This window comes from Klebsiella sp. GFKo11, from assembly GCF_056490265.1.
In genome coordinates this window covers 4,047,504-4,061,073 of the sequence record NZ_CM151369.1, presented here as the reverse complement: position 1 = coordinate 4,061,073, position 13,570 = coordinate 4,047,504, and the positions used below count along the sequence as shown (strand labels likewise).

The following is a 13,570-nucleotide window of genomic DNA, read 5'->3' as shown; positions in this document are numbered from 1 at the left end:
ATGTCGACATTAAATCAAACAACATCGCAGAATAATCAGCACGCGTATTGGGGCGGTATTTTTGCCATGACTCTGTGCGTCTTTGTTTTGATTGCATCGGAATTTATGCCCGTTAGCCTGCTCACCCCTATCGCCCGAGATTTGGGCGTGACGGAGGGGCTGGCAGGTCAGGGGATTGCCATCTCCGGCGCGCTGGCGGTCCTGACCAGCCTGACTATTTCGACGCTTGCCGGAAATGTGAACCGCAAATACCTGCTGATGGGGATGACGGTGCTGATGGCAATATCGGGGATTATTATCGCACTGGCCTCCAGTTATCTTGTGTATATGGCAGGCCGGGCCCTGATTGGCATTGCGATTGGTGGATTCTGGTCGATGTCAGCGGCAACGGCGATTCGCCTGGTGCCGCAGCATCAGGTCGCGCGTGCACTAGGTATTTTCAACGGAGGCAATGCGCTGGCGACGGTAGTGGCAGCGCCGTTGGGGAGCTATTTGGGGGCAACCATCGGATGGCGAGGCGCTTTTTTGTGCCTGGTTCCCATAGCTGTTGTGGCCCTTATCTGGCAGAGCTTTAGTCTGCCGGGTATGAACGGCAATAAAAGCACTGCATCACGTGGATCCGTATTCTGCCTGTTCAGTCGTCCTGTTGTCTCCATTGGCATGCTGGCCTGTGGCCTGTTCTTTATGGGGCAGTTTGCCTTATTTACCTACGTGCGCCCGTTCCTGGAGACGGTGACGCGGGTCGATACCTCCGGCTTGTCCCTGATTCTGCTGGTTATCGGGGGGGCGGGTTTTATTGGCACGCTGATTGTCTCGACGTTCCTCAATGCGAAATTCTACCCAACGCTAATGGCTATTCCTGGGTTGATGGCCGTTATTGCCATCGCCCTGATTCTGACCGGACACAGTATCTGGATTGTCGCCCTGCTGTTAGGCCTCTGGGGGATGTTGGCAACCGCCGCGCCAACAGGGTGGTGGACATGGATTGCCCGCACGCTTCCCGATGATGCAGAAGCGGGAGGCGGACTGATGGTCGCGGTAATTCAGCTCTCTATTGCTCTTGGTTCAACCGCAGGTGGCATGGTGTTTGACCACCTTGGTTGGCAGAGCGCTTTTGCAATGAGTAGCATGTTGCTCCTGAGCGCCGTCGTGCTGACATTTTTCACATCACGCCAGAGAGCCAGCGCGCCTTAGTCAGGCGAAGGCCCGCGCTCAAGAAACGTTGAAAGTGCAATATAGCTGCGCACAGAACGAACGCCTTCAAGGCTCTGAATCTCCATCAGAAAATTTTCCAGCGATTCGGTATCGGCGGCCCGTACTTTGATAAATACGCAGCCGTCCCCGGCAACGGTATGCAATTCTTCCACTTCCTTGCGGCTGGTGAACTGAAGAAGTGCGCGCGTCGCTTTATAGCTGCTGGTATCGATTACCAGAAACGTTAATAGCGTGCGTCCCAACATGCAGCCATCCAGTATCGCTACGGTGCCTTTGATCACACCATCACGCTTCAGGCGCTTCACACGATCGTGAACCGCAGGTGCCGATAAATTCACAATCTCACTCAACTCAGCGTAACTGCGACCTGCGTCAACGGCTAATGCACCTAATATTTTTCGGTCAATGGCATCCAGTTCCGCTGGTTTATGCCTTGTCTGCCGAATGCCATCTTTTTCTTTATCAAATGCGCTCATAAGGCTTCCTGGTCTGAATAAAAATATGAATATACTAAATTCTACCTAATATTATTAACCCATAAAATAGATAATGGAGTTGCAATGCCTATCGCACTTTTCGCCCTCTCCGTCGGCGCATTTGGTATCGGTCTGACTGAATTTGTCATCGCCGGGATCTTGCCTCAAATTGCGGCAGAATTTAGCGTCAGCATCCCGAAAGCGGGAATGATGGCGACCTCCTACGCGCTTGGCGTCTTTGTTGGCGCACCGCTACTAACGGTGCTGGGCGCAAGGGTCCCTCGCAAGGCCATGCTGATCGCGCTGGCGGGGATTTTTACGGTCGGCAATATCATTACGGCGATCGCGCCGACGATGGAGATGGCGATTACGGGCCGTATTATCACCTCCTTTAATCACGGGGCCTTTTTCGGTATCGGCTCGATTATTGCCGCATCGCTGGTGGCTCCTGGACGCCAGGCAAGCGCCATTGCCTTCATGTTTTCGGGACTGACGCTGGCCAATCTGGTCGGCGTTCCGGCTGGCACCTGGCTTGCTCAGACGTTCAACTGGAGGCTTGTTTTCTGGGTGATAGCCGGTATCGGGCTGCTGACGATGGCAAGCGTAGCCGTACTGATTCCGCATATTGCCAAGGGCAAGGCCATTGCCTTACGCAACGAGTTGCGGGCCTTTGTTGATCCGCAAGTGTTGCTTGTCATGGGGATCACTATTTTCGGTCCGGCAGCCTTTTTTACCTCCATCACCTACATTGCCCCGATGATGGTTCAGGAGGCCGGTTTCTCCGCTGGAGGCGTAGCATGGCTGATGGTGCTGTTTGGTCTGGGACTTGCTGTTGGAAACTGGATTGGCGGGCGCTTTGCCGATCGCTCCCTGTTCGGTACGCTTTTCGTCACGCTTGCCGCTCAGGGGTTTGTATTACTGGCTTTCTGGGTTGGTGTCGAAAACCCGTGGGTCGCGAGTTTCTCGGTCTTTCTGATGGCGGCTTTCGGCTTCGCGACGGTTTCGCCGATTCAGAAGTTGGTGATGGAACGCGCCAGTCATGCGGGTGCCCCTACGATGGCCGCATCGGTCAATATTGGCATGTTTAATCTGGGAAACGCGCTGGGCGCATGGGCTGGCGGGGTGACCATTGCCGCAGGTTTTGGTCTGGCCTCACCGAACTGGGCGGGCGCTATTCTGTCGTTTATTGCGCTGGGTCTTGCTTACCTGGCATGGCAGAGTGCCCGTAAAGGTTACGCTTTGCCGGTTCATGAATGACTTAACTGGAGCGAGCGCCCGAGCTTGTTCAATCGCCTACAGCCGAACGGTAATACGCGTTCGGCTGTATCGCTATTTCTCAGAGTCAGCCCGAGTTGTTCTGAAAATAAACAGCCACAGCAGGAATCGAGTGGTCAGGGAAAATAAGATAATGATGGATAAATAGCCCGCATAAAAAGCGAAGGCAGACTCATCGTAATCGAAAAAAGAAAAATCAACCTGTATCAGCAAATACGATAGATAGTCTCCGTTTAGAAAACAGTAGGCTCCGTGTAGCGCGACGATGAAAAAAATAACCGGCATGGTGACATTCGCGAAACCAGAGCTTTCAGTAATATGCATGATGCGACAGAAAAACGTCGCCAGCATTTTCCAGTGCAAGCCGATATGTATGGCGAGAATGAGCATGCCCCAGTGTACTGCCGTCATATGGGCCTTCCTGACCCATATTTGCGGATGATGAAACGGTAGGTCAGGAAGCAGGTGACGTGAGAGCATCATCCCGGAAACAAGCGCCGTCAGGATAATCACCAACGTCGCCACGTTAATGGTTCTGTTAATGATGATCATCCCTGCAGGGAGCTTCGGCGACAGCGACCACAATCGATGCTTGTTGAGATATAAATGCAGAAAAATGGTCAGCGTAAAGAGAAGCCCTGCCCATTCATGCAATATTTCCCCGTGAAGATGAAATCCCATAAGCACAAGCAGTAACAAAGCCATCAGCGCATCCAGCATGACCTGAAACAGATAGACTCTTTTCATCTTGATTAAGGTTGCGGATGGACTTGTTTAACCCATTGTTCGACTTGTTGCGGTATGTCGGGGCGTGCAATATCGCTGCGCGATATAGTGAGGGCGCGAGTGATTAATTTCGCCTGTGGCTGCATGCGGGCTATTTCGCGCAGGGAATCCGCTAACCGACTCCCTCCATGAGTGGTAAAGAGAACGATATTTTTGCCAGAAAAGTCATTTTGCTCGAAGAGGGTATAGATCACCATGGGCATGGTGTACCACCAGATAGGATAACCGACGTAAATCGTGTCGTAATTATTGAGGTCAGGAAGCGGTGTTTTTAACGCAGGTCTGGCTTTGGATTGTTGTTCCTTTTCGGCAGCACGCAGCAGCGCATCGTGCTGGCGGGGGTAGGGTTCTGCAGTTTCAATGCGGAACAGGTCGCCCTGAGTCTGCTTCTCGATGAGCTGCGCAACGTACTGAGTGCTGCCGGTCTCCGGCGTCAGCTTTTGCAATACGCTGGCACCGGAAAATCCATCCACTGCGTTAGCGGCCATCTCCTCCGGCTGAGAGAAATAGACAATCAACGTCCGGGACGGCACGGCAATATTCTCCGATGCGAAAGCGGCCGACCCCGTCAACCCGATGACCATCATCGTCAGAAATGCGCTAATTACTGCTCTCATTATGTTTATTCCCTCAATCAGCAAACGCCAGATACTTCACGCTATTCTGGCGTAAGCCACCTGTCGTCAGGCTGACGGTCTTCTGACAATTTTGTCAGTCGGCGCTTACTGAGGGGCGTTTTTATGGGCTGAGAGACCCAGCCCATATTGTGTTACTTCCAATCAGCCACGACCAACGAACGGCATGGTGGTGGCCATCACGGTGATAAACTGCACGTTGGTGTCGAGCGGGACGCCAGCCATGTAAACCACGCTGTTGGCAACCTGTGAGACATCCATCATCGCTTCAACCGCCACTTCTCCGTTGGCCTGTTTGACACCTTTTGACATGCGCTGCGACAGCTCGGTGTGCGCATTGCCAATATCAATCTGACCGCAGGCGATGCCGTATTTACGGCCATCAAGGGAGATGCTTTTCGTCAGGCCGGTCACGCCGTGCTTTGTTGCCGTATAGGCCGCTGAATCAGGACGCGGGGCGTGGGCGGAAATCGAGCCGTTGTTGATGATTCGCCCGCCCTGAGGGTTTTGTTCTTTCATCAAGCGGAAGGCGCCCTGGGCGCAGAGAAACATCCCCGTCAGATTGACATCAACAACCGCCGTCCACTTCTCGTAGCTCAACTCTTCGAAGGGAATGCCCGGGAAATTAGTCCCCGCGTTGTTGAACAGCACGTCAAGATGACCGCATTTTTCATGAATACGGGCGTACAGGGCCGCCACGGATTCCGGGCTGGTGACGTCGGTGGGCACAACCATCGATTGCTCGCCGCCGCCAAATGCCGCCACGGTTTCCAGTAAGGGTTCCAGGCGACGTCCGGCGAGGACCACAAAATAACCGGCATTCGACAAGGCGATAGCCGTCGCTCTGCCAATCCCGCTCCCTGCGCCTGTGACGAGGGCGATTTTACTTGAAGTGAACATGGCTACATCCTTCTTAAAATGTATTGAAAATCATCGACTGAAATGTCAGGTCTTAAGCGGTCAGGCTGCATTCAGGACGCTGGCCACTCAACGCCTGAGCCAGGCTCGCCAGCACCATTTCGCCCATGGCGGTTCGGGTCTCAATGGTGGCGCTCGCGCGGTGCGCCTGCAGAACAACGTTGTCCATTTCAAAAAGCGGTGCCGGAACGTGCGGCTCGTCAACGAAAACATCCAGTCCCGCCCCCTGAATACGCCCGGTAATCAACGCATCAACCAGATCGGGTTCATTCACCAACTTTCCGCGGGCAATATTGACGAGGAAGCCATTCTCGCCGAGCGCGTCGAGTACGGCGGCATTGACGATGCCTTCTGCTTTATCCGCGGAAGCGGCGAGGATCAGCGCGTCACTCTGACCGGCAAGCTCGCACAGGTCGGCAATAAACGGATAATCGAGATCGGTCATCTGATGCAGGTCGGTATAAGCAATCGGACAGCCGAAGGCGGCGGCGCGTTCGGCAATCGCGCGTCCAACGCGTCCCATGCCAACGATACCGACGCGCATACCGCTGAAACGGCGGGAGAGGGGGATCGCGCCGGGATGCGGGTTTTTCGCCCATTCGCCGCTGCGTACCACGCGGTCGCCCGCGCAGATCCCCCGACAGGTGGCAATCAGCAGACCAATGGCCAGGTCGGCAACATCTTCCGTTAGCGCGCCGAGAGTGGCGGTTACGTGGATCTTTCGCTTGCGTGCATAGTTCAGGTCGACTGCATCAACGCCAACGCCGTTGATGGCAACCACTTCCAACGCAGGCAGTTGCTCCATCAATGCATTACTGATACCGGTATGCCCGCCGGAGACGACGCCGCGAATGGTGTTGCCATATTCTTTGATAAACGCCTCTTTATCTTCCAGCTCAAAGAAACGATGCACGGTATACAGCGCGTTTAATTTCTCGCTAATCGCGGGAATAAGGATGGGATTTAACTGCAGGATGCTGGGTTTCATTATGCTATATCCATAGTTGCGGCCAATAAATGGCAGACTAAATTCTTATGTTTACGTATGCCGGGGGCGATTAACTCAAGCGTCGCTCAAGGATTTCAATCGAGATATTTTGTGGCCCGCGAATAAAACAACCGCGAACGCCGGGGCGAATGGCGATCGGTTCCTGGGTGAATTCCACACCTTTGCTTTTTAACTCGGCGGCGGTTTCATCCAGGTTGTCGACCGTCAGGCCAAAATGATCGAGGCCCTGATAGGGCGGGAGCGGCGGCGGTGCGACGCTATCGCCTTCGGTCACTGGGGCGATAAAGATATTGATCCCGGCTAAACGGATATCCACTTTGCCGGGCTTGCGAATGATCTCAGCGTTCAGGCAGCGCTCAAACCAGGCGGCAGTAAGCTCAGGGTCAGGACTGCGTAACTGCAAATGATCCCATGTATATTCGGACACGTTTACTCCTCTATCTATAAAGCCGATTTGAGCCACAGACGAACGCGGATAGCGGCTCAAACCGGGTGAATCAGCGTTGACTTATTAGTCCATTTCGATGCGCGACAACGGCCCCAGCAGGAATGAATAGGCGAATGCGCCAATCAAGCACATAATTCCCATCATATTAAGCGCCCAAAAGAATTGACCGGTTGCATGAAGAATGTAGCCAATCATTATCGGCGTAGTGACGCCAGCAATATTAGCGGCAAGGCTGGTGATGCTGCTGGTTAAACCAATATATTGCCGTGGCGCTATTTCAGATACCGCCGCCCATGACGATGAGCCGACACCCTGGGCAAAGAAAGAAATGGTCAAGATAACAATGATCATTTCGTTCGAGGTGACAAAATTTACTAATAAAATAGATGATCCCAGCAGCGTGCCAATAATCAACGGCGCTTTTCTGGCGACCGACATAGAATAGCCGCGACGAATAAAGAAATCCGAAAAGAAACCTGCCAGTAATATCCCGGCGGTTGCCCCGAGGAAGGGTAACGCCTGGAAAATACCGACCTTAATCATCGTCATCTGGCGTTCTTCAACGAGGTAAGTCATAAACCAGGTGGTAAAGAAAACCAGAATAGCATTATTACAAAACTTACCCAGGCAAATAGCCAAAATCTGACGGTGCTTCAGCAGTCTGAAGGCGTTTTTCCAGTCAAAACGGTCGCGTTTTTTCTTGCCAACAAGGCCACCGCCCTCTTGAATGTGTTTTAGTTCAGCGGCGTTGACTGCTTTGTGATTTAACGGATCGCGGTACCAGATATACCACAAAATACCGAGTATTACGCCCGCGCCACCGGTCAAATAAAAGGCGGAACGCCAGCCAAAGCCGTTGGCAATCCACAACAGCAGGCCGGTGAATAAAGGTGTGCCGATATATTGCCCCATGACATAAACGCTGGTGGCAAAACCCCGTTCACCGGTGGGAAACCACATGGTGACGGCGCGGGCATTTGACGGAAAAGCCGGTGCTTCAAGCGCGCCAATCGCCAGGCGAGAACCGAAAAGCATATTGAAACCGCTGGCGACTCCCTGCGTCATTGTCGCCAGCGACCAGCTAATCAGTGAAAATGCATAAGCTACGCGCGAACCTAAAACATCCGCAATAATGCCCCCAGGGACGAGTGCAAAGGCGTAGGTAAGACCAAATGCGGCAAAAATTTGCCCCATCTGAACTTTATCAAGTGCGAGATCTTTGCTAATAAACGGAGCCAGAATACCCAGACTCGAACGGTCGACAAAATTGATGATAGTCGCGCAGAGTATCAGGGCCAGCATGTAATACCTGATTCGTGTTGCCTTCTGTTTAGGAACAACTCCGGCATCTATAGATGCCTCGGTAAGTTCTTGTTGTTGAATATTACTCATATTTTTCGTCCTTCATGGATTTGTAGGTATACGTTATATTTGTTAACCCATTCTTTTACAGGTTAATCATTATTTCGTAAGGTGTCTATCCGACCCAAATGCCCATCTTTTTTCGTGAGCAGCGGTTCTTCAAATAAAACTTCAATGCGTTTTCTTACCGGGAAATTCATCCCGGGAAAACCCCTTTATTTTTCTGTCGATCCGTTGCTTGCTGTCTTTGTCATTTGTTTTGGGCATCAATTTGTCAGGCTTCACTGCATGTGACGATTGATTGGGCTGAAGTTAAAATAACGAATTGCCGGGATCAATCTTGATTAAAAAAATCAACATCAATATCCCGCTCGATAGTTAAGGAGTGTGATGCAGTAGCGATAGATTGACATTGTCAGTTGACACCGACAATTAAAAGGGATTCAAAAATTGGATGCCAGAATTCAGAGCCTTACTCCTGAGCGTCATATGGCCCCCTATTTTAGATGCCGAATATATTCAGCCATTTTGAGAGCCATCTATCAGTTGATTTAATTAATCAATCTTGATTGGTTGAAAATGGAAACGTAGAGTTTTCGTATAGTGTTTGATTTATCTCAGACCCGCAACCGCACATGGAGAGCACAGAAATGGTACTTGTCGACAGTTTGTCCGCAGCACGCCGCGAAACGCGCCAGTTCAGCATTGGTCTTGAGGGTTCAATGGCGAGCTCTCAGGGCGTGGGTATCAAGGAAATGGTGCGAATTGCCAGCCAATTATCACAGGGAAGCATAACGTTTGAGCTTTATCCCGATGCTAAGCTTGGTAACGGCCCGAAAATGATCGAAATGGTTCAGCAGGGCGAACTCGATATCTTTCTCGGCGGTGCGGGGTATTTCGCTTCACTCGACGGGCGGATCAATATTTTTGATATTCCTTATCTCTTTGAAAACGTTGAACAGGCCTACCAGATAATGGATAGCGAACTCGGGCGTGAAATGCTCGATGTGCTGGATAATAACGATCTGAAAGGATTGAGTTTTTGGGAGAACGGTATCCGTTCATTTACCAACAACGTTAAGCCTATCAATCATCCCGATGATTTTAAGGGATTGAAGATTCGCACGATGCCAGGCAATCAGGTTCATGAGGCGTTATGGCAAGGCGTCGGTATCGCTACGCTACCGCTTCCGTCAGGGGCTATCTATGCGGCGATTCAGGAAGGGACAATCAATAGCCAGGAGCATCCGGTTTCGGTTATTTACGCACGAAAATTGTATGAAGTGCAGAACTACCTCTCGCTAACGCGCCACATGTATGGCCCTCTGATTCAGGTGATGAACCACGCCAGATTCACTTCCCTTGAAAAGCAGGAACAAGATATTTTGCTCAGCGCTTCTTTGGCTGGTGCGGTGGCAACGCGCAATTTTTCTAATGAAAACGAAGCGATGTTCCTTGAAGAGATGAAGCGTGCGGGATTGCAGGTTAATGAGGTTGATGCCAAAGCGTTCAGAGAAGTGATGAAACCGGCTATCGAGCATGAGTTTATTGCGAAAAACGGCGATGAGTGGTTGAAGAAGATAAATGCTATGCTGGCAGGCTACGGTAGATAAGGACGACAGCATCCCGCTTACCCGAAATCTTATGCGATAGGTATTTGATGCAACCAAAGATGAAGTTAGCGCTCTGGCTCACGCTGGACGAGGTTCAGGAGTTTCTCGGCGTCCGTCCGCAAACCATATATGCCTATGTGAGCCGGGGGCTCATCTCATCGCACCCGGACCCCGAGAACACGCGGCGTAGTCTGTATAGCGCGGAAAACATCCATAACCTGAAACAGAAAAAACAGCAGGGAAGAAAGCGTGAAACCCTCGCCGTTAACACCCTGTTTGGTACCGAGCCGAGTATTCCCACCGCCATCTCAACTTTTGCGAAAGGTCATTTGTACTATCGCGGAAAAAACGTCATTTCGTTCTCTGAGAGCGCAACGCTGGAGGACACGGCGCGTTTGCTGTGGAACGCTGAAATCACCAGCGGATTTTCGGTCCCCACCCGCGATTATCCTCTCACTCCTCCTGAGCGGTCGCATGCGTTTATCGCGCTGGCCTCGGCAACGGCGTCGGGCCATTCGACTCATGCGCGAACGCTTAAGGTTCTTCATGCTGAAGCCGCGACGCTGGTGGGACACCTGGCAGCGACGTTTGGTGCGGTAAACCATCCCGAAATGTTGATTCACCAGCGTCTGGCGATGGGGTGGGGAGTGGAACAAGAGGTGGCGGACATCTTTCGCCGGGCAATGGTGCTGCTGGCGGATCATGAATTGACCAGTTCCGCGTTCTCATCGCGAATCGCGGCTTCCAACGGCGCATCGTTACCCGCCTGTCTACTTACCGGGCTGGCGACGTTTACCGGGCCATTACACGGTGATGCAACCCAGCGCGTTAAGGCGCTTTTTGATGAGGTTGAGCACTCCAGTGCCGATCGAGTGGTTAACCGTTATCTCACCTCGGCGATCCCTATCCCGGGGTTCGGGCATCATCTTTATCCCGATGGGGATCCGCGCGCAGTGGCGTTGCTGGAAGCGTTCGAGCCGCCGGAGGAGATCGCGAAATTTATTGAAAAGGTGATTACCCTAACCGGGCTGCTGCCCAATATTGATGTTGTCCTTGCTGCCCTGGTGACCCGTTATCGTCTTCTGGGCGATGCGGCATTTGCGCTGTTTTCAATCGCCCGAAGCGTCGGTTTACTGGCGCATGCGATGGAGCAAATCAACACTGGCAAGGTGATTCGACCACGTGGACGATACGTGGGGCCTGAGTTAGAGTCAGCAAGCGATGCATCATCTTTGGCTGGTGCCGGGAGAGAGTGCCACTTTTCTCGCCAGTAAGCGGGACCATCAATTTATTTGATGCATTCTGTTAAACAAACGATATTTATTCTAACCTGGTAATGCGTAGAGTAGAGGAATTACACGGCAGAAACCGGCTTTTTCCACTTGATACGACGCTCGGCCTGCCTGTCACTCCCCTGAAAACCAGGATGAACATGTCATGAAAAAGATCGGTTTTTTGTCATTTGGTCACTGGACGCCGTCGCCGCAGTCAGCAACCCGTTCGGCTGCTGATGCGCTGCTGCAATCCATCGATCTGGCCGTTGCTGCCGAAGAGTTGGGCGCAGACGGCGCCTATTTTAGGGTGCATCACTTTGCCCGTCAGCTTGCTTCTCCTTTTCCGCTGCTGGCCGCAATAGGCGCGAAGACTAAGCGTATTGAAATCGGCACTGGCGTTATCGATATGCGCTATGAAAACCCGCTCTATATGGCCGAGGATGCGGGCGCGGCGGATCTGATCGCCGGCGGACGTTTACAGTTGGGGATCAGTCGGGGCTCCCCGGAGCAGGTCATTGATGGCTGGCGCTATTTTGGTTACGTCCCTGCTGAAGGGGAAAACGAATCTGACATGGCGCGCCGCCACACCGAAGTGCTGTTGGATGTGCTGCGTGGAGAAGGCTTTGCCAAACCCAATCCGCAGCCCATGTTTCCAAATCCGCCGGGCCTGCTGCGCCCTGAGCCTCACTCCGCAGGGCTACGTGAACGAATCTGGTGGGGGGCGGGCTCAAATGCAACCGCTGAATGGGCTGCAAAACTGGGGATGAACCTGCAAAGCTCGACGCTGAAAAACGATGAAACAGGTGAACCGTTTCATATTCAGCAGGCAAAGCAGATCCGCGCTTATCGTGAGGCCTGGGCACAGGCGGGGCATACGCATACGCCGCGAGTTTCGGTTAGTCGGAGTATTTTTGCACTTATGGACGATCGCGATCGGGCATATTTTGGCTCAAGCCGTGATACCAGCGATCAGGTCGGTTTCCTTGATGAGAAAACCCGGGCCATTTTCGGTCGCAGCTACGCCGCGGAACCGGACAAGCTGATCGAACAGCTGAAACAGGATGAAGCGATCGCCGAAGCGGATACGTTACTGCTGACCGTGCCGAATCAACTGGGTGTGGATTACAACGTACATGTTATTGAATCCATTTTGAAACATGTTGCTCCGGCAATGGGCTGGCGCGACGCGTAAAGCTGAAATAAATAACGCCCCGCAGGCTTTACGTGATGTGGGTGAAAACGTTTTATGGCTTAGAGCCTATCCCATTAGGCTATTTTATTTGCCATTTTGGCCCTGGGCAGTGCTCACAATCCTCACGTACTACGTGTACGCTCCGGTTGTTCCGCGCTGTCCGTGTCCAAACTGGCTACAACAATTGCGCCTACTGGGATAGGCTCTCGGCCCGGGGCTGTAGCTGATAGACCCACGCGGTCACGCGCTGGCCATCATGGATAGTGACTTCAACGGCAATGCGATCGTAACCCTCTTCGAATTCATCCAGCATTGGCCAGTGGTCGTTAAGGTTATCGGACTGGAACAGATAGCCCTCGACCCACGGCCCACGGCTATCAAGCACGATCCCCGGAAAATCTGCCGCCGCTCCCCAGCCACGTTCAAAAAAAGTGCCCGTTACGTAACCTGGTAGCCACTCTCCGCCAATATCTTGCAGAATATGGGCATTAACGTGACCCGGGCGTAGGGTGCCGTAGACAAATAAGCGTTCCATAAACTCTCCAACTGATAACTGAAAACCCAGGGGTCTCAAAAAGGACTGGGGGCCAAATGGCCATGGTTACAGCAATTTATATCAGATAGCGGAGCGCTTTCAGATTTTTCTCTTTAGATATTATTTACATGACTGATGATTCTGGGTATGATGCGCGCCGCTAATGAGTATTAACCCTTTCGGGAATTTACTCATTACATATAACCGCCATTAGCTCATCTGGAAGAGCGAACGACATACGTTGTAGGGAACGGGGTTCGAGGCCTCGATGGCGGCCCAATGCCGACTTAGCTCAGTAGGTAGAGCAACTGACTTGTAATCAGTAGGTCACCAGTTCGATTCCGGTAGTCGGCACCATTCATTATCCATTCTGCATAGATGCTTAGTTTTAAGCCTCTGACTATCCCGCCGTGGCTGCATAAGACAAACAGCAAAAAATCTCTATTTCAACAATTTCTGCAAAATTCACCACTACGATCTACATATTGAATTCGTATAAATCATGCGATTACTCTGTGAATAATCGTGGTTGAGAATTTACTTATTAGGATTTAGTCGCGTACTTTTCAGAAATTTCACCACTTTTTATATGGTATTATCCTTTGTTCAAGGAGTGAACGAAGGGAAAAATAATGCTGCACCGTTATGCCGTTTTCTCCAGAAAACATAATACGCTTCATATTGTTATGCTTTTTTCCATATTAATAATAAGTTTCATACATTTGAGCGTACTGCTGGAAACAGATAACACATGGCTGTTTTGGCCGATGATGATTTATCTACCCATTTTTTTTCTTTGGCGGAAAGTCTCCGTGTTACGAAGCAGGATCGC

At 51.7% G+C, this 13,570-nt stretch carries 13 protein-coding genes and 1 tRNA gene; 6 read left to right on the top strand and 8 right to left on the bottom strand.

Going from position 1 to position 13,570, the window contains the following annotated elements; translation table 11 throughout:
* Positions 1–66 precede the first annotated feature (66 nt).
* A complete protein-coding gene (locus AC07P6_RS19810) occupies positions 67–1,194 on the top strand; it encodes an MFS transporter (protein WP_478317039.1) in 1,128 nt (375 codons plus the stop codon).
* On the opposite strand, the gene AC07P6_RS19805 is transcribed toward AC07P6_RS19810, so the two are convergent.
* Positions 1,191–1,691: an Lrp/AsnC family transcriptional regulator gene (locus AC07P6_RS19805; protein ID WP_434659334.1), complete on the bottom strand. Its 501-nt coding sequence runs from the start codon at positions 1,689–1,691 to the stop codon at positions 1,191–1,193. The two genes, AC07P6_RS19810 and AC07P6_RS19805, sit on opposite strands and share 4 nt — an antisense overlap.
* Before the next feature lie 84 nt (positions 1,692–1,775).
* Here AC07P6_RS19805 and AC07P6_RS19800 point away from each other — a divergent pair, with 84 nt between their 5' ends.
* Positions 1,776–2,948 (top strand): MFS transporter, encoded by a 1,173-nt coding sequence (locus AC07P6_RS19800; protein WP_434659332.1) that lies wholly within the window; start codon positions 1,776–1,778, stop codon positions 2,946–2,948.
* A 72-nt stretch (positions 2,949–3,020) separates the two neighbouring features.
* On the opposite strand, the gene AC07P6_RS19795 is transcribed toward AC07P6_RS19800, so the two are convergent.
* From AC07P6_RS19795 to AC07P6_RS19770, 6 genes are all read right to left on the bottom strand, one after another.
* The gene (locus tag AC07P6_RS19795; protein WP_478314339.1) at positions 3,021–3,686 is read right to left on the bottom strand and encodes a DUF4405 domain-containing protein; all 666 of its coding nucleotides are present in this window, start codon (positions 3,684–3,686) and stop codon (positions 3,021–3,023) included.
* A 32-nt stretch (positions 3,687–3,718) separates the two neighbouring features.
* Entirely contained in the window at positions 3,719–4,369 is a 651-nt protein-coding gene (locus AC07P6_RS19790) for a flavodoxin (protein ID WP_478314337.1), read from the bottom strand.
* A gap of 162 nt (positions 4,370–4,531) precedes the next feature.
* Positions 4,532–5,287: an SDR family oxidoreductase gene (locus AC07P6_RS19785; RefSeq protein ID WP_465052696.1), complete on the bottom strand. Its 756-nt coding sequence runs from the start codon at positions 5,285–5,287 to the stop codon at positions 4,532–4,534.
* Between the two features lie 52 nt (positions 5,288–5,339).
* Entirely contained in the window at positions 5,340–6,293 is a 954-nt protein-coding gene (locus AC07P6_RS19780) for a 2-hydroxyacid dehydrogenase (RefSeq protein WP_478314335.1), read from the bottom strand.
* A 70-nt stretch (positions 6,294–6,363) separates the two neighbouring features.
* Positions 6,364–6,741, bottom strand: coding sequence for a VOC family protein (locus tag AC07P6_RS19775; protein ID WP_478314333.1), 378 nt, complete (start codon positions 6,739–6,741; stop codon positions 6,364–6,366).
* A gap of 84 nt (positions 6,742–6,825) precedes the next feature.
* Entirely contained in the window at positions 6,826–8,154 is a 1,329-nt protein-coding gene (locus AC07P6_RS19770) for an MFS transporter (RefSeq protein ID WP_304257906.1), read from the bottom strand.
* 620 nt (positions 8,155–8,774) lie between these two features.
* Between AC07P6_RS19770 and AC07P6_RS19765 the strand changes: the two genes are divergently transcribed.
* The 3 genes from AC07P6_RS19765 (at position 8,775) to AC07P6_RS19755 (ending at position 12,203) form a co-directional block, all read left to right on the top strand.
* Positions 8,775–9,737, top strand: coding sequence for a DctP family TRAP transporter solute-binding subunit (locus AC07P6_RS19765; protein WP_434659320.1), 963 nt, complete (start codon positions 8,775–8,777; stop codon positions 9,735–9,737).
* A gap of 59 nt (positions 9,738–9,796) precedes the next feature.
* Positions 9,797–11,011 (top strand): citrate synthase family protein, encoded by a 1,215-nt coding sequence (locus AC07P6_RS19760; protein WP_465052701.1) that lies wholly within the window; start codon positions 9,797–9,799, stop codon positions 11,009–11,011.
* 163 nt (positions 11,012–11,174) lie between these two features.
* The gene (locus AC07P6_RS19755; RefSeq protein ID WP_182237717.1) at positions 11,175–12,203 is read left to right on the top strand and encodes an LLM class flavin-dependent oxidoreductase; all 1,029 of its coding nucleotides are present in this window, start codon (positions 11,175–11,177) and stop codon (positions 12,201–12,203) included.
* 190 nt (positions 12,204–12,393) lie between these two features.
* On the opposite strand, the gene AC07P6_RS19750 is transcribed toward AC07P6_RS19755, so the two are convergent.
* Positions 12,394–12,738, bottom strand: a complete 345-nt coding sequence (locus AC07P6_RS19750; RefSeq protein ID WP_478314330.1) for a gamma-glutamylcyclotransferase family protein — start codon at positions 12,736–12,738, stop codon at positions 12,394–12,396.
* 281 nt (positions 12,739–13,019) lie between these two features.
* Between AC07P6_RS19750 and AC07P6_RS19745 the strand changes: the two genes are divergently transcribed.
* Positions 13,020–13,095: transfer RNA gene (locus tag AC07P6_RS19745), tRNA-Thr, on the top strand.
* Positions 13,096–13,570: the final 475 nt, after the last annotated feature.